Annotated in this window: 20 protein-coding genes; 19 read left to right on the top strand and 1 reads right to left on the bottom strand. The window is 45.0% G+C overall.

Annotated features, from left to right (window positions below):
* Window positions 1–144 precede the first annotated feature (144 nt).
* The 18 genes from ASG93_RS22545 (at window position 145) to ASG93_RS22460 (ending at window position 17719) form a co-directional block, all read left to right on the top strand.
* Window positions 145–1452, top strand: coding sequence for an ABC transporter substrate-binding protein (locus ASG93_RS22545; RefSeq protein WP_056835522.1), 1308 nt, complete (start codon window positions 145–147; stop codon window positions 1450–1452).
* 95 nt (window positions 1453–1547) lie between these two features.
* Window positions 1548–2435, top strand: coding sequence for a carbohydrate ABC transporter permease (locus ASG93_RS22540; RefSeq protein ID WP_056835520.1), 888 nt, complete (start codon window positions 1548–1550; stop codon window positions 2433–2435).
* Window positions 2432–3259: a carbohydrate ABC transporter permease gene (locus ASG93_RS22535; protein WP_056835518.1), complete on the top strand. Its 828-nt coding sequence runs from the start codon at window positions 2432–2434 to the stop codon at window positions 3257–3259. The genes ASG93_RS22540 and ASG93_RS22535 overlap by 4 nt, the downstream gene beginning before the upstream one ends.
* A gap of 173 nt (window positions 3260–3432) precedes the next feature.
* A complete protein-coding gene (locus tag ASG93_RS22530; protein ID WP_056835516.1) occupies window positions 3433–3813 on the top strand; it encodes a hypothetical protein in 381 nt (126 codons plus the stop codon).
* A gap of 771 nt (window positions 3814–4584) precedes the next feature.
* The gene (locus ASG93_RS22525) at window positions 4585–5160 is read left to right on the top strand and encodes a TetR/AcrR family transcriptional regulator (protein ID WP_056835514.1); all 576 of its coding nucleotides are present in this window, start codon (window positions 4585–4587) and stop codon (window positions 5158–5160) included.
* Between the two features lie 34 nt (window positions 5161–5194).
* Complete coding sequence (locus tag ASG93_RS22520) at window positions 5195–6469, top strand: HlyD family secretion protein (protein WP_056835512.1); 1275 nt, start codon at window positions 5195–5197, stop codon at window positions 6467–6469.
* Window positions 6470–6477: 8 nt separating this feature from the next.
* Complete coding sequence (locus ASG93_RS22515; RefSeq protein WP_235550942.1) at window positions 6478–7698, top strand: ABC transporter permease; 1221 nt, start codon at window positions 6478–6480, stop codon at window positions 7696–7698.
* 24 nt (window positions 7699–7722) lie between these two features.
* The gene (locus ASG93_RS22510; protein ID WP_056835508.1) at window positions 7723–9018 is read left to right on the top strand and encodes a TolC family protein; all 1296 of its coding nucleotides are present in this window, start codon (window positions 7723–7725) and stop codon (window positions 9016–9018) included.
* A 171-nt stretch (window positions 9019–9189) separates the two neighbouring features.
* Entirely contained in the window at window positions 9190–9477 is a 288-nt protein-coding gene (gene gatC, locus ASG93_RS22505; protein WP_056835506.1) for an Asp-tRNA(Asn)/Glu-tRNA(Gln) amidotransferase subunit GatC, read from the top strand.
* A gap of 28 nt (window positions 9478–9505) precedes the next feature.
* On the top strand, window positions 9506–10963 hold the full coding sequence (gatA, locus tag ASG93_RS22500) for an Asp-tRNA(Asn)/Glu-tRNA(Gln) amidotransferase subunit GatA (RefSeq protein ID WP_056835505.1): 1458 nt from the start codon (window positions 9506–9508) through the stop codon (window positions 10961–10963).
* 33 nt (window positions 10964–10996) lie between these two features.
* The gene (gene gatB, locus ASG93_RS22495) at window positions 10997–12448 is read left to right on the top strand and encodes an Asp-tRNA(Asn)/Glu-tRNA(Gln) amidotransferase subunit GatB (RefSeq protein WP_056835503.1); all 1452 of its coding nucleotides are present in this window, start codon (window positions 10997–10999) and stop codon (window positions 12446–12448) included.
* 85 nt (window positions 12449–12533) lie between these two features.
* Complete coding sequence (locus tag ASG93_RS22490) at window positions 12534–13016, top strand: GNAT family N-acetyltransferase (protein ID WP_063891945.1); 483 nt, start codon at window positions 12534–12536, stop codon at window positions 13014–13016.
* Window positions 13017–13091: 75 nt separating this feature from the next.
* The gene (locus tag ASG93_RS22485; protein ID WP_056835569.1) at window positions 13092–13799 is read left to right on the top strand and encodes an MgtC/SapB family protein; all 708 of its coding nucleotides are present in this window, start codon (window positions 13092–13094) and stop codon (window positions 13797–13799) included.
* Window positions 13800–13861: 62 nt separating this feature from the next.
* Window positions 13862–14464 (top strand): RNA polymerase sigma factor, encoded by a 603-nt coding sequence (locus ASG93_RS22480; protein WP_056835501.1) that lies wholly within the window; start codon window positions 13862–13864, stop codon window positions 14462–14464.
* A complete protein-coding gene (locus tag ASG93_RS22475) occupies window positions 14415–14723 on the top strand; it encodes a hypothetical protein (RefSeq protein ID WP_156411007.1) in 309 nt (102 codons plus the stop codon). Before ASG93_RS22480 ends, ASG93_RS22475 begins: the two co-directional genes overlap by 50 nt.
* Window positions 14724–14745: 22 nt before the next feature.
* On the top strand, window positions 14746–15324 hold the full coding sequence (locus ASG93_RS22470) for a DUF6677 family protein (protein ID WP_056835497.1): 579 nt from the start codon (window positions 14746–14748) through the stop codon (window positions 15322–15324).
* 100 nt (window positions 15325–15424) lie between these two features.
* Window positions 15425–15859, top strand: a complete 435-nt coding sequence (perR, locus tag ASG93_RS22465) for a peroxide-responsive transcriptional repressor PerR (protein WP_047682430.1) — start codon at window positions 15425–15427, stop codon at window positions 15857–15859.
* Window positions 15860–15982: 123 nt separating this feature from the next.
* Entirely contained in the window at window positions 15983–17719 is a 1737-nt protein-coding gene (locus ASG93_RS22460) for a glycosyl hydrolase family 18 protein (protein ID WP_056835495.1), read from the top strand.
* Between the two features lie 139 nt (window positions 17720–17858).
* On the opposite strand, the gene ASG93_RS22455 is transcribed toward ASG93_RS22460, so the two are convergent.
* On the bottom strand, window positions 17859–18263 hold the full coding sequence (locus ASG93_RS22455; protein ID WP_082615032.1) for a DUF2614 family zinc ribbon-containing protein: 405 nt from the start codon (window positions 18261–18263) through the stop codon (window positions 17859–17861).
* A gap of 123 nt (window positions 18264–18386) precedes the next feature.
* Here ASG93_RS22455 and ASG93_RS22450 point away from each other — a divergent pair, with 123 nt between their 5' ends.
* Window positions 18387–19256: a nucleotidyltransferase-like protein gene (locus tag ASG93_RS22450; protein ID WP_056835493.1), complete on the top strand. Its 870-nt coding sequence runs from the start codon at window positions 18387–18389 to the stop codon at window positions 19254–19256.
* The last annotated feature ends 352 nt before the right edge of the window (window positions 19257–19608 follow it).

The raw sequence follows: 19608 nt of genomic DNA, 5'->3' as shown, positions 1-19608 counted from the left end.
GGCAAAAATAAGAAAACTCCTTCCCGTACTCACATGACATTTTTTTACCCTAATGTAGGCACCATTTTACATAGACCCTAACGCTGGAATTTAGTTAAATAAAGGTAAGCAAAACGCTTACAAACAAAAGGGAGGCACACTTACATGAATAAAAAATCCTTAAGCGTACTTAGCACGTCAGTGCTAATAATGTCGCTGCTGGCTGGCTGCGCAAGCGGCTCTAAGCCTGAGGCAACTAGCGCGAATTCCACAGATAAAGCAGCGGCAACTGCTTCACCTGCAAATGCCAAGCCAGTGACGCTTAGCATCCTTCAATATGCGCCAGAAATGACAGACGCTATGCACCATTTGGCCGATGAGTATCATAAACAGAATCCGAATGTCACGATTGATATTACCATTCATCAAGACGACTATAATACTTTGTTGAAAACGCGGATTAATTCCGGCGACATCCCTGATATTTTCATGTCGGGTGCTTATAACGAGAATAAAACGTACAAAGACTTTGCGTACGACTTGTCGAAAGAGGATTTTATGAAGAATATTGCCGACTCCGCTAAAACAGGAGTAACGTTGGACGGCAAAGTTCTCGGCTATCCGTTAATTCTTCAATCACATTCCTTCATCTACAATAAAAAGCTGTTCGCCGACGCAGGCATTACCGAGCTGCCGAAAACATTCAGCCAACTGGAGGATGCAGCGAAAAAGCTTCAAGCCAAAGGCATTATTCCTTTTGCCAACGGCTACAAAGAATGGTGGGTTTTAGAGCAAACCTTTACGCAAGTCATGTCCGCTATGGGTGGGGATTATGCCGCAACGTTTGCAGACATCAGTGCAGGCAAGAAAAAATTAAGCGATATTCCGGCGGCGATGAATATCTTCGATCTGCTTGATATTACGACCAAATACGGGAATCCGAAGCCGCTTGAAACAGATTTCAATGCGCAGGTGAACTTGTTCGCGCAAGGCAAAGCCGCTATGATGCACCAAGGAACTTGGGCTGAAGAATCGGTTCGCAAAATCAGCAAAGATCTGGACATCGGCTTCATGGCAGGACCTGTAGGCGAAGATGCTTCCAAAGCAGGACTCATGGTCGATTCCAACATTGTGTACCGCATTAACAAAGACTCCAAAAATCTTCAAGAAGTGTTGAAGTTCTTTAACTGGCTGACCACTTCCGACTACGGTAAAAAATTCGTTCCAGTAGAAACTAAACAAATTTCTACAATAAAAGACGCACCGTTCCCAGATGCGCAGCTGGCTAAAGTAACATCAGAATTTGTGAAAAACGGTGTTACGTATCCTTGGGTTAAAGGCTACTGGCCTGACGGTTATGAGCAAAAAGCAGGTGAAATTTTACAGAAATATGTAGGTGGCGCGTCGACAAGAGATCAGGTCAAAGATGACCTGGATAAAACGTGGGCTAAACTGGCCAAGGCCGCTCAGTAAGCTCCGCTTTTGTTCCAATAATCACCAATCGGAGCCGGGAGGATAGATCTTCTGGCTCGATTATTACGAATTCGTGAGTACCGGAGTGGAAAATAATGAAAACTTATAATAAAACAGCCAGAAGCTATACGGAATTTTTGGTTTTTGTTACGCCGGCGATGATTTTCATTTTGCTTGCAGCCATCATTCCTTTCCTTATGTCGCTATATTACTCGCTGACCAAATGGAATGGGGTAGGGAAAAATATCAAATTTATCGGCCTCGATAATTTTATTGAGCTTTTCACTACCGATACAGGATCTTTGCAATCCCTTCTGTTTACGTTGTTATATGGTATTTTGAACGTGATTCTGACAAACGTGATTGCCATTACGCTTGCTGTTATTTTAACGAAGGCGCTAAAGTCGAAAGCTATACTTAGAGCGGCTTTTTTCATCCCGAACATTATTAGCTTGGTCATTATCGGTTTCATTTGGAAGTTTGTGTTTACACGGGTTTTCGAAGCTTTGCACGAAGTAACACATTGGTCTTTGTTCCAATGGAGCTGGTTAGGAGATCAGCATCTGGCTTTTATCTCGATTGTCCTGGTTAGTGTATGGCAGTCCGTAGGCTTTTACATGATGATTTACATTACAGGCCTTCAATCGATTCCTTCGGAATTGAATGAAGCTGCATCCATTGATGGTGTGGTAGGCTTGAAGCGTTTTTTCAAAATTACGCTTCCCTTGTTGATGCCTTCATTGACAGTCACCTTCTTTTTGACAATCGCGAACTCCCTTAAGGTGTTCGATATCATTTATACGTTAACTTTCGGCGGCCCCGGCGGCGCTACAACGAGCATTACGATGGACATTTACAACGAGGCTTTTGTGAATAACAGGTTCGGATATGCAACGGCCAAATCGCTGCTGTTCGTAATACTCATCCTGCTCATTACTATTCTTCAAGTTAAATTTTTCAAAAGTAAGGAAGTGGAAGCATGACAAGACGAAGCCGAAGAAATTTGCTTCTGTTGGAGATCTTCGTCATATTACTGACTTGTGCGTTTATGTACCCGCTCTTCCTAGTCTTGATCAACACCTTCAAGGACTATAAGGAAGTCGTCACGAATGTAGTTAGCTTGCCGCGTACGTTCAGCTTTGAGAATTACATGCAAGTCTGGGATTTGATGAAGTATCCGAAATTGTTTTGGAATACTTTGTTTATTACCGGAGTCAGTGTCATAGGTATTCTCATCTTCGGATCGATGGCTGGTTATAAATTGTCCCGCACCAAAACTAGACTGAGTGCATTCCTCTTCTTCCTTGCGATTTCGCCTATGATGCTGCCGTTCCAATCGTTCATGATTACACTGACGAAGCTGTCCAAAGAGCTGCATCTCATTAACAGCTTAAGCGGCTTGAATGTCATTTACTGGGGACTTGGCTGTCCGCTTGCGATTTTCATGTTTCACGGCTTCGTGAAACAGATCCCGATGGAGCTTGAAGAGTGCGCGGCCATAGATGGCTGCTCTTCGTATCGGATATTCTATCAGATCGTATTTCCAATCATGGTACCGGTGATCAGCACGGTAGCGATATTAAACGTGATGTGGATTTGGAACGATTTCTTGCTGCCACTCATCATGTTAAATGGCAAAGAAGCCACATTACAGCTAGCTTCCTATAAATTCTTTGGCCAGTATAAAAGTGAATGGAACTACGCGTTGACAGCGGTTGTCTTCACAACGATGCCTCCGATCCTGTTCTTCTTGTTCATGCAGAAATTTATTATCAAAGGTATGGTTGCCGGGGCGGTAAAAGGATAATTACCCCCTCAATGATTATCAATAAATCAGATCAGCTCTTTTCAACAGCTGTTCTGATTTTTTTTACAAGTGATCCCTCTATCAATTGGACACAATCTATTTTTTTTAGTAGAGTATAGGTTAAGTCTGGTTGACTTATAGATTATGGGTTTATATAGGTGGGGGGAATTCAGATGCTTCGTCTTGGTGAGAAAATAATAGTAATTGCAGATAGTTTAGAACAGAATCTGCCAATAGGCGGGTATGGATATATTATTGCTTACGACAGGAATAACGATAACATTTTCGACTACGTCGTTCGTGTCCCCAAGGAAAATAAACACTACTACGTACCTGCGTCTGATATCGAGCTTGAAGAAGTTCTTCTCCATCAGCAAGCGGACCAGGTCGAGAGAGAAGCGTTAATTGATTTCGCGCTTGCCACGAGGAACGAAGAGCTGTTTCGTCAGATTATGAACGGTGAGCCGAGTGAACAACAGGAAGTTGAAAGAGACAAGGAAGTTCAATCAACCGAAGATTTCATTAAACAAATCGGGCTGAAGGCCTGGATTTAATACATGTTTCATCAAACACCCGCCTAGTGCTCACTAGTGCGGGTTTTGTTTTGATGCTGTCTCAAAAATAGAAATTTTCGCTTAGGAGCGCAGAAAACAAAAAAATGAGATGGCAAGGTTTTGCCATCTCATTTTTTGTTTCTGTGCGGAACGTCGATTCGTTATTTTGGGAAATCTGCAATAAAAACCGAATATGAGGAACTTCAGTTCGTTATTTGCTCAAAAAGAACGATCCGAGGCAAAAAACAGAGAAATAACGCATTGTTGTTCCACTTCTTCATGAATTCTGGTGCTTTTCATCCAAATAACGCATCGACGTTCCCTCAGCAAAGTCTGGTTACCATCGAATCGTATAGTAAAGGGTAGTAGAGTGGCATAACATCCTAAAATGACTATTGGGACAGCCCCTTTGGGAAATATAACGTTGTTTAGCTAATAAGCATGTACATTGGTCTTATCTGACATGATGCTTCGATTGTAGATTGAATAAGCAGGCTGATCTTGCTTAAACTCATTTCGAGCTAAACCGCTGCCCATAGGGATTGTGTGTGCCAGATAATCATTTGGAGGAACGTTTGCTTTCGCACTAAAAGGATGGACAAAAAGTTTTATACTTTTGCTTCGCGTCATCAGTCTTGACAAACGCGCTCGTCCCTGAAGGACGACGGAATCGTTTATCCTTATTTAATTTAGTTGCTAAAATCATGAAATGGTGGTACATTAATATCCGAACACAAAACTATTTTAGTATTTCAGTTCTGAGGTGCGCATATGGATGCCAAAAAATTGTTGATTATGGAAGCAGCGAAGAAATCTTTTTCACTTTTTGGGTACAAAGGTACAACGATGGATCAAATCGCCAAAATTGCCGGTGTCGGCAAAGCGACGATCTATACGTTTTTCGCCAATAAGGAAGATCTTTTGCATGAAATTGTACAGTCGTTAATTGCTGAAATGAAAGCAGTTGCCGATAAAGCAATTGCAGAAGGGGCTACACCCTTCGAGAAAATTCATGGTGCTATTTATGGGATTCTCGTTTTTCGCAAAGAGCATGAGCTGCTCATTCAATTAGCTCACGAGGTTCAACAATTTGGCAGTCCAGTAACAATCGAAGCGCTAGCTAGTATCGAAACAGAAGTGATCCAGTTCATGAGTGAACATATGGATCGCGCGATACATAACGGCACGATGAAGAACTGTGACCCGAAGATGACGGCTTTCATTTTATTCAAGCTGTATGTCGCGTTAGTTTTTGATTGGGAGAAGCAGAAGCAGAACGTGCCATTAACCGACGAGCGGATTATGAACACGCTGCAGCTCTATTTTGATAACTTTCTGATTAAGTAATTTTTTTTCATTTTTATTTCATGGAGGGGTAATTATGCGTTTTATTAGACCAATGGTTTATTCCGCGATGGCTATTGTCATCGGAACGAGTGCATTTCTATTAACAACCAAACAGGCAACTAGCCAAACAGATGTCGTTAACCAGCTGCATCCTACGGCTTATATTGAATCGAACGAAGTAAGCGCCAGCTTCAAAGTGGGCGGAAGAGTCACCGAAATCCTCGTGAAAGAAGGGGATGTTGTGAAAAAAGGGCAAGTGCTGGCCCGTCTGCAAAGCACCGAGATTGAAGCGAAGGTCGAGCAGGCCAAAGCGGCCGTCGCGCTCGCTCAAGGCAAGATCGCAGAGGCGCAAGGAGCTACTGCGACCGCTCAAGCGAAGAAGCAGCAGGGCATTGCCGGTGTTAACGTAACGGCTGATACTGCCGAGCAGCAAGTCGAGCAGGCCAAAGCAGCGGTTAGCGCGGCACAAGCCAAAGTAGATGGGCTGCATAATGGGGCGCGTCCGGAAGAGAAGAAGCAAGCTGAGATCCAGTTCCAAGCGGCTTCCGAAGTATACACTATTGCTGAGCAGAACTTGAATCGGATGAAAGCGATGCTGGAGCAAGGACTTGTTGCCCAGGCTGACGTGGATAAAGTGAAGGTTAGCTTCGAAGAAGCGAAAACGAAACGCGACCTGGCCCAGCAGCAATTAAACATGGCGAATCAAGGACCGCGTGAGGAAGAAATTCGTGGTGCGGAAGCTTTGCTAGCCCAAGCGCAAGCGACCTTGAAGCTGGCTGAAGCTAATCGTGGCAACGTACAGGTAAGAGAGGGCGATGTAGCGGCGGCGACAGCGGCTGTGCAGCAAGCTCAAGGAGCAATTCAATCAGCGCAATCCGGTGAACAGCAAGCGAAAGCGGCTCAGCTGGAAGCAGAGACTTACTTGAGCTACACAGAGTTGGTCGCACCAGTCGACGGAGTCATTCTTAGTCAATCAGCACAGGCAGGCGAGCTTGTAGGCTCTGGATTCCCGGTACTCTCGGTCGAGTCAACGGAGAAACGTTGGGCTAAGTTTTACTTGCCGGAGACATCTATAGCAGGACTGAAAGTAGGCAACAACATCAGCATGACCATGCTGTCAACGGGCGAGAAAATCGTTGGTACAGTTAGAACTGTAGCGGCTGCTCCGGATTTCGCCATCAAGAAAGCGACACAAACCTCAGGCGAAACGGACATTCGTTCGTTTGGGATCAGAATCGAACTGAACACATTGCCAGACACAGCAACAACAGGGATGACCTTGCAATGGAACGGTAAAACGGAAGGATGATGAAGGAGATGGATCTTCAGATTGGCAAGCTAATTACAGAAGAATGGAAGCACATTCTGAAGGACCGGCGTCTTTTTCTGATCTTGTTCTTCGTTCCGATTCTTTATACGGTGCTCTTCGGATCGATTTACTTACACCATAAAGTGACCGAAATGGCCACGGTTGTTATCGATGAAGACCAAAGTCCTCTTAGTCGTCAAATTATTCAAGCCTTCGAGCAAAGTGAAACGTTCCAGATCAAGAAGGAATATCACTCGGAGGAAGAAGTGAAGCGGGCGCTTTCTATGGGAGAGGCCAAGGTAGGTCTTATCATTCCCTCTAATTTCGAAGCGAAGCTGAAGCATGGCGAGACGTTGCCGCTGCTCACACTGATCGACGGCAGCAACATGATGATTTCGAACTCCGCTACCAAGGGTGCAAACGAAGTCATCACAACCTTCAGCATGGGTTACTCACAAAAAAAGCTTCAATTAAAGCAAGGACTGCAGAATGAAGAAGTGATGAACACACTCTCTCCGATTCCTTTCCGGTATCGCATTATGTACAATTCAGCTTTCAACTATAGTGACTTTATGCTATACGGATTAGTTGGCGCGATTTTACAGCAAGTTCTGTTTCTTGGCATAGCCTTAACCATCACTCGCGAGAAAGATGCTGGGACGTGGCAGCGTTTCGAGGCGTGGAGAAGAAATCCGTGGCGCATCGCTTATGCGAAGACAGCTCCCTATTTCTTAATCAATTTCTTTAACACAGCGGTTACCTTCGTTATCGCTTTGTATGCATTTGGTGCACCTATGAGCGGCAGTTTGCTTGTCGGCTTGGCTATCGTTCTGAGCTTTACCTTTGCCGTCAGCGGTATCGGTTATCTTATCAGCTTATTCTCGAGCAATCAGCTTGGAGCGACGCAGACTGCGATGTTAATTGCGGTGCCTTCTTTCATGCTATCGGGGTTCACTTGGCCATTCGAAGCCATGCCTAAGGTGCTCCAGGTGCTCGGGCATATGCTTCCGCTCACTTATTTTTTAGATGGCGTACGCAACGTATTTGTTAAAGGAAATGACTTTTCTGTCATTTGGCATGATTGCGTTTCATTGATTTTGACCGGTGCACTCACTTATTTCATTGCTATGTTATTAACTCGTTTCGTTATTTTCTCTAAAAAGAAGTCCAAAGATACTGCTCCGGGCACGCAAGTTATGCTGCCATCCGGATCAAATATCTCGTTATAACTGATGAGGAAGGAAGCGATTTTTATGAAAAAAACGCTCATAAGTTTATCAGCAGCCCTGTTACTCCTTTCAAGCACAACGCAAACTCTCGTATTCGCCGATACGGTCCAAGATCCAAATCAAAATGTATACGTCAATGTAGACGATCTGGAAACTGTATCTTCCGTGGATCTGACCTATGTGCTGGATAAAGCACTGAAGGATTCCCATAACCTTGCCTTGTTAACGCTAAAATACGCAGCTCAAGGCAGTAAAAAGGGCGATCTGGAACAGCAAATGAACGAAATGGGTTCTGCCTCGATGACGCCCGGTCATTTGCCGAGCACTCCTGCGGAGGTCACCCATACAGGAAATCCTCAGCTGCCTAACCTCACCAGCCCAACCGATATCGCTTGGACTGTCATGCAAAATACGGCGATGAACCAAATGATGCAGGGGATGGGGGCTCTCGCGGGCGGCATGAATAAAATCATATCCTCCCAACGCGCCCAAATGAGCACAGCTGCGCATCAGCTCGGGACGGATGGGCGGAATTCGCTGCTGCAAGCAGATGAAGCTAAGGCGGGCATCCGCCTGCAAACCATCGCGCAATATGTGCAGCTAGTAGCACAGAAGAAGCAGCTTGATTTCATGCAGGAATACGAAGTTGTAATGGACAAAGACCTGCTGAAAGCTACGCTTTTCGCGCAGCAAGGATTAGCTTCACCTGACGACGTGCAGACGGTGCAGAAAGCTATTAATAAGCAAAAAGACGATATCGCAACATTGCTTAATAACTATCGGTTGGGGCTAGTTCAGCTTTCGACCGATATTGGGATTTCCTACGACCCTGATCTAGTTATCAAGGATATCGAGTCTATTTCAGTAGATCCCATTTTGGAGACAGACACGACTACCTTATTGAAGGCTTCCTATCAGATGAAAACAGCCGGCAATAACATCGACGAAGCCGTATGGGAAACGGGTCACACGGTTACTCAGAACACATATGGTGAGACATATCAAGGCGTTAATCTGGCTATAAACGGGCAGAAAAATGAGCAAAGCAAGCTTGAACTGACCAAGAAAATTCAAGCGACGTACAACGATGCCAAGAATGCGTATCAAGCCGTTCTCACGGAACAGCGGAACTTGAATGATGTACAGGCCGATTTGTCCAAAATGAAGTTTCGCTATAGTGTTGGCGTCATCTCCAAGCATGATCTGAATAAATTCGAGATCAAAGTCCGTCAGAACGAAACGGCCTTAGCCGCTGCTAAGCTCAAATATTACGTGTTTAATGAAAAAGCGAAAGCGATGGATACGGGATTTATCCAATAATTCTTAACCACAAACTCAACCACAGCTTCTTCTTAGCGATGGCCTCCAAACCAAGCTGAAGAGAGACTGTGGTTTTTGATATGTGGTTTTTTCTGGATTGAGTTCGTAAAATATCTGGGATATAATGAAAAGAATGACTAAATGCTGATTGATTAAAGGGGTGTAGAGAACTTGAGCATAACGAAAACAAATGTCGAGCACGTTGCGAAGTTGGCTAGACTCGACCTGAGTGATAACGAGAAAGAACTATTTACCGAGCAGCTAAATGCCATTTTAAAATATGCCGAGCAGCTTAATGAACTGAATACCGAAGGTGTTATTCCGACAAGCCATGCCATGCCGTTAGTCAACGTCATGCGTGAAGATGTCACGAAGCCATCGCTGCCTATAGAGAAAGTGATGATGAACGCACCCGATCACGAAGACGGGCAATTCAAAGTCCCAGCTGTTTTAGAATAAGAACCATTATGAAAGGAAGTGCCTGTCGTTGTCTTTGTTTGACTTAAACCTACAGCAAATTCACGCGAAGCTTCAAGGCAAAGAACTTAAAGTTGCCGATCTCGTGGATCAATCCTATACAAGAATTCAGCAAGTGGAGGACAAGGTTCGCGCCTTTCTTACATTAGATGAAGAGAACGCTAGACAAGCTGCCGCCAAGTTGGACGAGCAGTTCGCGAGCAGCAGTGAACGTGGCCCTTTATTCGGCCTTCCGATTGGGATCAAAGATAATATGGTCACCGAAGGCTTAAAAACGACCTGTGCAAGCAAAATCTTATCCAATTTCACGCCGATCTATGATGCAACCGTAGTTAGCAAGCTCAAGGATGCTCAAACCGTTACGATCGGCAAGCTCAATATGGATGAATTCGCCATGGGCGGCTCCAACGAGAACTCCGCTTTCCATCCGTCCCGTAATCCGTGGAACACGGATTACGTACCAGGCGGCTCCAGCGGCGGCTCCGCTGCAGCAGTTGCTGCAGGCGAAGTTTACTTCGCGCTGGGCTCAGACACAGGCGGCTCGATCCGTCAGCCGGCCGCTTACTGCGGTATCGTCGGGCTGAAGCCGACGTACGGACTTGTGTCCCGCTATGGCTTAGTCGCGTTCGCGTCCTCACTCGACCAGATCGGGCCGCTAACGAAGAACGTTGAAGACTCCGCCTACCTGCTGCAAGCCATTGCCGGCTACGACCCGATGGATTCCACGTCTGCGAAAGTGGATATCCCTGATTACCTCAGCGCATTGACCGGTGATATCAAGGGTCTGCGTATCGGTGTACCCAAAGAATACATGGGCAATGGTATCGACCCTGCCGTCAAAGAGAAAGTGCTTGAAGCGCTCAAAGTGCTTGAAGGCTTAGGCGCTGTATGGGAAGAAGTGACGCTGCCTCATACTGAGTATGCGGTAGCTGCGTACTACTTGCTCGCTTCTTCCGAAGCGTCCTCGAACCTTGCGCGCTTTGACGGCGTGCGCTACGGTGTGCGTTCGGACAACGCTCGCAACTTGCTGGATTTATACCACATGTCGCGCAGCGAAGGCTTTGGCCCCGAGGTCAAACGCCGCATCATGCTCGGAACTTATGCGTTAAGCTCGGGTTACTATGATGCTTACTACTTGAAAGCACAACAAGTCCGCACCCTGATCAAGCAAGATTTCGATCAAGTGTTCGAGAAATACGACATCATCATCGGGCCAACGGCTCCGACACCTGCATTCAAAATCGGTGAGCAAAGCAGTGATCCGCTCACGATGTATTTGAACGATATCATGACCATTCCGGTCAGTTTGGCGGGCATTCCTGCGATTAGCGTACCTTGCGGATTCGTGAACGAACTTCCCGTTGGCCTGCAAGTCATCGGCAAAGCGTTGGATGAAGCTACCCTTCTGCGTGTAGCCCACGCTTTCGAGCAGCATACAGATCATCATAAGCAGCGCCCGCAATTGTAGGTTAATAGTTCATGAGTAACGAAGGAGGCATTCATTTTGTCGGCAACAGATACCCAATTTGAAACTGTAGTCGGTCTTGAAGTTCATGTAGAGCTTCATACCGCTTCCAAAATATTTTGCAGTTGTGCAACCTCATTCGGAGCACCTCCGAATACGAATACATGTCCGGTTTGTTTAGGTCACCCAGGTGTACTTCCGGTACTTAACCGTCAAGCAGTTGAATATGCGATGAAAGCCGCTATGGCACTCAATTGCACGATTTCCACACATAGTAAATTTGACCGTAAAAACTACTTTTACCCGGATTCACCGGATGCCTACCAAACTTCGCAATATGATCAGCCGATCGGTTTGAACGGTTGGATCGATATCGAAGTGAATGGAGTAAGCAAGCGTATTGGCGTGACTCGCGTTCACCTGGAGGAAGATGCAGGCAAGCTGACACACGTTGATGGTGGTTACACCTCACTTGTGGACTTGAACCGTGCGGGAACGCCTCTGATTGAAATCGTATCCGAGCCTGATCTCCGTTCGCCGGAGGAAGCACGGGCTTATCTGGAGAAGCTTAGAGCGATCATGATCTATTGCGATGTTTCCGATGTGAAAATGGAGGAAGGCTCGCTGCGCTGCGACGCCAACATCAGCTTGCGTCCTTTCGGGCAAGAGAAATTCGGCACGAGAGCTGAGCTGAAGAACATGAACTCGTTCCGCGGTGTCCAAAGAGGACTCGAGTACGAGGAATACCGCCAAGCCGAAATTCTCCGCAGCGGTGACGAAGTAGAGCAAGAAACCCGTCGCTGGGATGAAACGCAAGGCAAGACGTTATCTATGCGCGGCAAAGAGGATGCGCATGATTATCGCTATTTCCCAGATCCGGATCTCGTCAGCCTGCATATCGACGATGCTTGGAAAGCGAGCGTCAAAGCTTCTATTCCTGAATTGCCTGATGCGCGTAAAGCGAGATACAGCAGTGAGTACGGGTTACCAAGCTATGATGCTGATGTAATTACTTCATCCATGAAGCTGGCTAATTTCTTTGAAGAGAGCTTGCAATATACCCAAGATGCCAAAGCGGTCTCGAACTGGATCATGGGCGATCTGCTCGGGTATTTGAACGCGAATAGCCTGGAACTAGCTGATGTGAAAATCACGGGTAAGGGCTTAGGTGAGATGATTGGTCTAATTGAGAAAGGTACAATCTCCACCAAAATCGCCAAAACGGTGTTCAAGGAAATGATCGAATCAGGCAAAGAGCCGCAAAAGATCGTTGAAGAGCAGGGGCTTGTACAAATCAGCGACGAAGGTGCGATCAAAGCTATAGTTGAACAGGTTGTGGAGAACAGTCCGCAATCGGTAGCGGATTTCAAAGCCGGCAAGGAAAAAGCCGTCGGCTTCTTAGTCGGACAAGTCATGAAAGAAACCAAAGGTAAAGCTAATCCAGGGCTGGTCAACAAATTAATTGTGGAGTGCCTGAACAGTAAATGATTAAAGTTGAAGTGGTGATCCGATGTTATGGACGCCACTTTTTTCAGTTAATTAGCTTGTAACTTCTAGAGAGGAGGACTCAGAAATGTCTATTCAACGACTTCTTTTGGAAACAAACGAGGATATCTTGGTCCTGTTATCTCTACAGATGGCTTCCTATCGTGTGGAAGCAGACCTTATTGGCTTCGATGACATCCCGCCGCTGAAGGATGGGATTCAATCAATACGCGAAGCGGAGGAAACATTTTATGGTTTTTTCGTTGATGAGAATGAGGAGAGCACACTTGCTGGCGCCATCTCCTACTCCCGTGAAGGCTGCACAGTCACGATCTGCCGCATGATGGTGCATCCGAATTATTTTCGCCGCGGGATTGCTGGGTCACTTTTACAACATATACTAATGGATCAACAGTTAAGTGGGGCGACGCGTTTTATTGTATCCACCGGAACAGACAATTTACCTGCTATTCAGCTTTACGAGAGTTTCGGTTTCGCCTTACGCCGAGTATTCACAGTTCCACCGGGAGTAAGCTTAACCACTTTCGAACGGCCAGCCATCATCTCCTAAGTATTATTTCAGTGGTTCTCACTATCATGTGTGATATAAGGCACTATCAGTATGAAAAAAGGGAGCGGTTACATGATGAACAATCCTTGGGTTATTGATCAAGTCCATATCACTATACGATTAGTTCTGGCGCTTTTTCTTGGCGGCTTAATAGGGTTTGAGAGGGAAGTTAGCAGCCATGCAGCTGGCCTTCGTACACATATTTTGGTATGTGTGGGCTCAGCTCTTGTTATGTTGCTTTCGATGTATGGATTTAGTGCCTTTGTAAATGAAGTGAATGTCCGTATTGATCCTTCGCGCTTAGCTGCACAAGTTATTAGCGGTATCGGATTCTTAGGTGCTGGAACGATTATTTTTAATGGGAGATCCATTACGGGTCTGACGACAGCAGCTTCCCTTTGGGTAGTTGCGGGGATTGGCCTTGCCATTGGGGCTGGCTTCTATTATCCGGCAGTTCTTGCTTGTTTCATGGTACTCATCTCCTTATGGATTTTAAATAAAGTGGAGCATAAATATTTTAATGGGAAGAAAATTCGTATTCTCAAAATTCTGGCGGTTGATCAACCGGGGACGCTTGGACTTATTACGACCCTGCTTGGTAAACAGAAAGTTGACATCCGTAAGATCGCAATGGAAGAGCAAGAAATCGAGAATAAACCGAATCAGGTTCAAATTACCTTCCACGTCACCATTCCTAAGCCGTCCATTATCGAGACCGTTCTTGAAGAAATCAATCAAATGAAAGGAGTTACCGGCGTTACCCTCGAAAAAAGTAAAATTTGAAGGGGTCAGCCCATAAGAAGCGTCTAAGCTTTTGGACGAACAGAAAGGGGGGGAAATCAGGCATGGATAAAATGACGGATGAGCAGCTGATCGATCGGGTCCGTCAGGGTCACTCCGATGCTTACCGTGTATTAGTAGAACGGCATAAGAGTTACATCTATACACTGGTATACCGAATGATCGGGCATAAGGAAACTGCTGAAGACTTAACCCAAGAAGTGTTCGTTAAGCTGTTTCGTTCATTAGCTCATTTTCGCGGCGATGCGAAGTTCACAACTTGGCTGTATCGCATGACGACGAATCTCGTGACCGACTTTCGGCGTTCTCAGAAGCGTAAGCCGTATGAAGCACTGCTCGATAAAATGAAGGGCTGGTTCACAGATGCCCGTGAGCAGCCTGAGGAAATAGCTAATCTGAAGGAGGATCAGGAGCTTATGCGGAATCTGCTTTCCGAACTTCCAGACAAGTATAGATTAATCATGTATTTGTTTCATTATAAGCAGCTCTCGTACCAAGAAATGTCTGAGGTGACCGGGCTGCCCATGAAAACGCTTGAAACTAGACTCTATCGGGGGAAGGCAATGCTCAAAGAAAAATGGTTAGAGGTGAATGCACATGAATCCCAAACATCAGGAAGACACTCGGCTCACGCAATACCTAAATAAACTGCTGGACGAGATGCCGCTTAGCGAACCAAGCCCAATGTTGACGGAGCGTGTGATGCGCAGGGTACAATCTGCTGAAATTCCTGAGATTGCAAAGAATCCTCAAGTCGGCAGAAGAAAACAGTGGGTGAACAGTTTTGTTGCGATAGCAGCTACTGTACTCCTCATGCAATCAGGGATTATCAACAAAATTATGCATATAAATTCGGGGATCACTCAGATTACAGCGTATATCCAGCATTTATCCCAATACTTATAAATAATAGATAGGAGGCATTCGCATGAATCTGCCCAAAGACAATCCGCACATTCCGGAGTATTCGCCCAATCCATCTTTTCAACACTATCCTCCATATTATTCTGCCCCAAGAAAACGCAAATGGGTCGCAGGCATACTATCGTTCATTGTCCCGGGAACTGGACACTTTTACTTAGGCCTTATGCAGCGCGGTCTATTTATTATGATGCTTCTCATTCTCGATATTTTTATTATCACGTCTCTCGCGTCTCGATCCGACACAAGTGTACCTATGGTAACGCTCTTTGCATTGTTCATTCCAGTCATTTACTTCTATAATCTATTCGATGCGCTTCAAACCACAGACAATGTGAATCGGCGCAATGAGTTTGGCGAGTTTGCTGTTGGTCTCTATGATCGTGAAGATCCGTTACAGAAGCTGATCAAAGGCACGAATCTTGGTGTTATTTTCATTGCCGCAGGTGTATTGTTTTTTCTGCTCAGTAACAAGCCTCGTTGGTTTACAGGGCTCTTTGATCTCATGGGCTCGTATATAGGATCCGTTATCCTCGTCCTTGCTGGCTTGGCTATGTATGTACTAGATTCCCGTAAAAATAAATAGCCAAATGGTGCTATATGCACAACCATCATTGACAAAAGTCAATTACCACACGTACAATATAATGTAAGGTTTTAATGACTAACATCAGGTGGTGAGTACCATGGCAGCACAATTAGAACAGGCTTTAGCTAAGTTGAAAACAACAGGTGTTCGGATGACGCCGCAGCGGCATGCTATTCTATCCTTTTTGCTGGACTCCATGACTCATCCGACAGCAGATGACATTTACAAGTCTCTTGAATCGAAATTTCCTAACATGAGCGTTGCGACTGTTTACAATAATCTCAAAGTATTTATTGAATCGGGACTCGTTCGGGAACTGACTTATGGAGACAGCTCGAGTCGCTTTGATGCGGATATGACGGACCATTATCATGCTGTTTGTGAGTTGTGCGGGAAAATTTCGGATTTTGAGTATCCGCCGCTTTCGGATATAGAAACTACCGCTGCTGAGCAAACGGGCTTCCGAGTTGGCGGTTATCGACTAGAGGTTTATGGCATTTGCCCGGATTGTACAGGGATTACCAAGCATTAACTTAACCAGAATTCCTCATTATCTGTACCTATGATGTATAATGAAACGTGATCCTACCTTTCGGCTGTAGAGAGGTGAGAACACGTTTTTTCTTTTTATATATATCATAAAGGAAGTGAAACTTTGCATTCAACACCTACAGATCAGCAACCGAAACACAGAAGATCAACGAAGAGAATTCTCTTGATAAGTGGTCTTTTTATTGGAATGTTTGCCGCGGGTGCAGCTGCATTCTTATGGCAGCAATTAGCGCCGAACCGGACGAAGGTAGAGCCAGAGTATCACGAGCTGAGCAAGCCGGTTTTTTATCAAGGGAATTACTATAAGACCAGCGCAATTGGGGAAAAAGAGGGACTGAAGCTTCCGCTTACGCTTATACAGGAGTGGATGGACCCATCGATTATATATGAAAAAAGCAGTGATTCCGTTATTATCACAACGAAAGATAAAGTATTGCGGTTAAAGACTACAGAGCTTTCAGCGTTAATGAACGAGAAACCAATCACCTTATCTTTTCCTGTTGAAAAGAAAGGGAATGATGTTTACGTGCCCATAGAGCCTTTACGGCAGCTGTATCCTTTTGAAATAAGAGAGTCCGAGAAGTCAGGTGCCATTCTTTTATTCAAAAAAGGTGACCTCGTCAAGTGGGGGAAGCATGTGGCTGCTGAAGATGCCCAGCTTCGGACATTTGCTTCTATAAAAGCACCAGTAGTCTCTACGGTCGCAAACAACGAGCAAGTTATGATACTAGCCGTAGAGGGAGATTGGTATCGCGTACAGCAGCAAAGTGGTCCTATAGGCTTTGTACGTAAAACCGATATTTTGGAGGATCATGAAGAAACCATACCAGCTCAGGAGCAGGCGTCAGCCTATGTACCTTGGAAGCCGCTTAACGGTAAACTAAATCTGACTTGGGAGCACGTTATTACGAAGAATCCTGACACTTCCAAGCTTGGCGATATGCCCGGCTTAAATGTTGTTAGCCCTACCTGGTTCTCTCTGGCTGACGGCGAGGGGCAAATTAAGAACTTAGCCGATGCTTCCTATGTGAAATGGGCGCAAACGCGTAATTACCAGGTCTGGGCGTTGTTTAGCAACGGCTTTGAACCCGACCGAACGTCTCAAGCGCTATCGACTTATGATCGTCGTATGAAAATGATAAAACAGTTGCTCGGATTTGCACAAACGTACAATTTGCAGGGCATCAATATTGATTTTGAAAATGTGAATCTCAAAGATAAAGATAATCTAGTCCAATTCGTCCGCGAATTGACGCCTTTTATGCATGAACAAGGTCTTGCCGTTTCCATCGATGTTACACCGAAATCAACGAATGAGATGTGGTCTATGTTTTATGACAGACCTGCTCTTGCCGAAGTTGTTGACTATATGATGTTGATGGCTTATGACGAATACTGGGCGTCTAGCCCCAAATCCGGCTCGGTTTCATCGCTGCCATGGACAGAGCGCTCTGTTACCCAGCTCTTAGGAAGCGAAAAAGTGCCACCATCTAAGCTTGTCCTAGGTGTGCCATTCTATACACGTCAGTGGACCGAAGAGACGAAAAATGGTAAAACGACAACTAGCTCCAAAACTTTAACGATGGAAGCCGCCCAGACGATTATTAAAGAGAAGAAACTAACCCCTACTTTCATGGAGGAAACTGGTCAGAACTATGTGGAGTACAAAGAGGGAGAGAAGCTCATTCGTATTTGGTTAGAAGATGAAACATCAATCAAAGTAAGGCTTGAGCTCGTGAAGAAGTACGATTTAGCAGGAGTCGCCTCATGGCGAAGAGGATTTGAACAGCCGGCAACGTGGAAAGTCATTCAGGATGCTTTGCAACAAACTAAGCCATAACAAAACAAAAAGCCGAACCCAAAAGGGTTGCGGCTTTTATTTTTCAATAGAAAGAAAGTATAAGTTTTATACTTTTGCTTCGCATCTATCTTGACAAATGCGCTCGTCCCGGAAGGACGACGGAGTCGTTTACCCTTGATCAATGAGGCTTATGTTCATGAGCTCTATCTACTTCGATATGAACAGTTTGTGTGGCGGCCGTCTCGTTCTCGGCTGTTGGATCGTATTGGGGATCAACTGTTAAAATAGTTTTACAAAACATACAGCGATCCGTTTTCCCCAGCATTTTCGTTCTTCTTCCGCACTCCGGACAATCAATGACAGTCGCAGATGTGGAAAGCATCCCTGCCCAGAAGTATATCCCCATGCTAACCATCATACTTATCATACCAATGATCATGAAGATCACAGCAATGATTCGCCCAACCTTCCCCCAGTCAAAAACGATGCCCGCAAGTCCTATAATCATAAGCAGCATTCCACCCATGGTCATGGCGAGTCCCCATAAGCGAAATTCATTTACTTTACTTGATCTGAAACGCACGCGTTGTTCCTCCCCATTAAATAGCTACATGATTGTATGAATTGTCACAGAAATCAGCAGGAAACTCATTCTACGATGTAGAAATAGATATAAACAATTTGGAGACAGGAGCTTCGGAGACCCATGGGAATCGATAAAGAGCAGTTTTTGCTTAAGTTCCGAAATGACCAGAGAATCATTAGTGTCATGGCGGTAGATAATCCTAAGCAACTTCCTTCACTGACAGATGGTTTTGATACGCTACTTCTTATAGTAACGAACGACCTGAGCCTGAACAATCATACGACTAATTATATAAGAGACGATTCGAGGATACAAGAAAGATGGGTAGATCCGTCTTCCATAGAGCAATGGATACGTCATGGCGTCAACCGAAATATCCTTCACTGGCTGCTAAAAGGGGAGATACTTCTGGATCAGAACACTTATTTAGAAGGCTTGCGTCACCGAATACTCGAGTTTCCGGGGGACTTACGTGAGCACAAACTACTTGTTGAATTCTCCCTTTTTCTACGTAAGTATCTTCAGAGCAAGGAATACATCTTAGATGAGCATTTGTTGGATGCTTACAATAATATTCTAGAAGCGCTTCATCACTGGGCTCGCATTGTTATTATCGAAGATGGCTATCACCCGGAAATCACCGTATGGAGGCAGATCCGTGCGATTAATCCTGGCGTGTATAAGCTATATGAGGAACTGACAATGAGTAAGGAAACGTTGAAACAGAGAGTTCAGCTTGTTCTACTCGCCTGTGAATTTTCGGTTATGTCGAAAATGGAGCGTTGCTGTGAGGCATTTATTCAAATCCTAAAAGAAAATGAAATGCCTTTAAGTACAGACGAACTGCAGCAGCATTCTCAGTTAGTTGAGCTTAGGACGGAGCTTCCCTTGCTGTTGAATAAGCTTGTCAAAAAAGGATTGATTAAAGAAGTGGCCGTTCTCATTGATGAAGAGAATTCGGAAATCGAGTTAAGATATACGCGTGTTTAATCGGGCCAACCCCAAGAAGAATCAGGTATTATTCTGGTTCTTTTTTTATTCTTATTTTATTGCTTGACTTTGATTGCGATTCTATGATAAATTAACTCTCGCCGCTAAAAACGGTTCGCATTCGAAGCCGACGCAATACCAAGATGTAAGCAAAGCAAGAAAAAAGAAAAATAAAAAAAGCTTGCATTGAGTAGCCTAGATGTGATATATTATAAAAGTCGCCGCTAAACGGATGGCGAAGGAATACGAAAGAAATTGATCTTTGAAAACTGAACAACGAGTGAGTAAGCACGAACGAGAAATCGTTCAAAAAAGAGATTGCAAAATCTCGCTAGCAACGCAAATGAGCAAT

This window comes from Paenibacillus sp. Soil787 (assembly GCF_001429545.1).
Classification (GTDB): Bacteria; Bacillota; Bacilli; order Paenibacillales; family NBRC-103111; genus Paenibacillus_E.
This window is presented reverse-complemented; position numbering and strand designations above follow the sequence as displayed.

What these genes read in the sequence shown, in the direction of transcription:
- perR (WP_047682430.1), top strand. Translation starts at nt 15,425, where the DNA reads ATGGCAGCACAATTAGAACAGGCTTTAGCTAAGTTGAAAACAACAGGT.
- ASG93_RS22530 (WP_056835516.1), top strand. Translation starts at nt 3,433, where the DNA reads ATGCTTCGTCTTGGTGAGAAAATAATAGTAATTGCAGATAGTTTAGAA.
- ASG93_RS22525 (WP_056835514.1), top strand. Translation starts at nt 4,585, where the DNA reads ATGGATGCCAAAAAATTGTTGATTATGGAAGCAGCGAAGAAATCTTTT.
- ASG93_RS22450 (WP_056835493.1), top strand. Translation starts at nt 18,387, where the DNA reads ATGGGAATCGATAAAGAGCAGTTTTTGCTTAAGTTCCGAAATGACCAG.
- ASG93_RS22475 (WP_156411007.1), top strand. Translation starts at nt 14,415, where the DNA reads ATGAATCCCAAACATCAGGAAGACACTCGGCTCACGCAATACCTAAAT.
- ASG93_RS22540 (WP_056835520.1), top strand. Translation starts at nt 1,548, where the DNA reads ATGAAAACTTATAATAAAACAGCCAGAAGCTATACGGAATTTTTGGTT.
- ASG93_RS22510 (WP_056835508.1), top strand. Translation starts at nt 7,723, where the DNA reads ATGAAAAAAACGCTCATAAGTTTATCAGCAGCCCTGTTACTCCTTTCA.
- ASG93_RS22515 (WP_235550942.1), top strand. Translation starts at nt 6,478, where the DNA reads ATGGATCTTCAGATTGGCAAGCTAATTACAGAAGAATGGAAGCACATT.
- ASG93_RS22535 (WP_056835518.1), top strand. Translation starts at nt 2,432, where the DNA reads ATGACAAGACGAAGCCGAAGAAATTTGCTTCTGTTGGAGATCTTCGTC.
- ASG93_RS22480 (WP_056835501.1), top strand. Translation starts at nt 13,862, where the DNA reads ATGGATAAAATGACGGATGAGCAGCTGATCGATCGGGTCCGTCAGGGT.
- ASG93_RS22470 (WP_056835497.1), top strand. Translation starts at nt 14,746, where the DNA reads ATGAATCTGCCCAAAGACAATCCGCACATTCCGGAGTATTCGCCCAAT.
- ASG93_RS22520 (WP_056835512.1), top strand. Translation starts at nt 5,195, where the DNA reads ATGCGTTTTATTAGACCAATGGTTTATTCCGCGATGGCTATTGTCATC.
- ASG93_RS22485 (WP_056835569.1), top strand. Translation starts at nt 13,092, where the DNA reads ATGAACAATCCTTGGGTTATTGATCAAGTCCATATCACTATACGATTA.
- ASG93_RS22490 (WP_063891945.1), top strand. Translation starts at nt 12,534, where the DNA reads ATGTCTATTCAACGACTTCTTTTGGAAACAAACGAGGATATCTTGGTC.
- ASG93_RS22545 (WP_056835522.1), top strand. Translation starts at nt 145, where the DNA reads ATGAATAAAAAATCCTTAAGCGTACTTAGCACGTCAGTGCTAATAATG.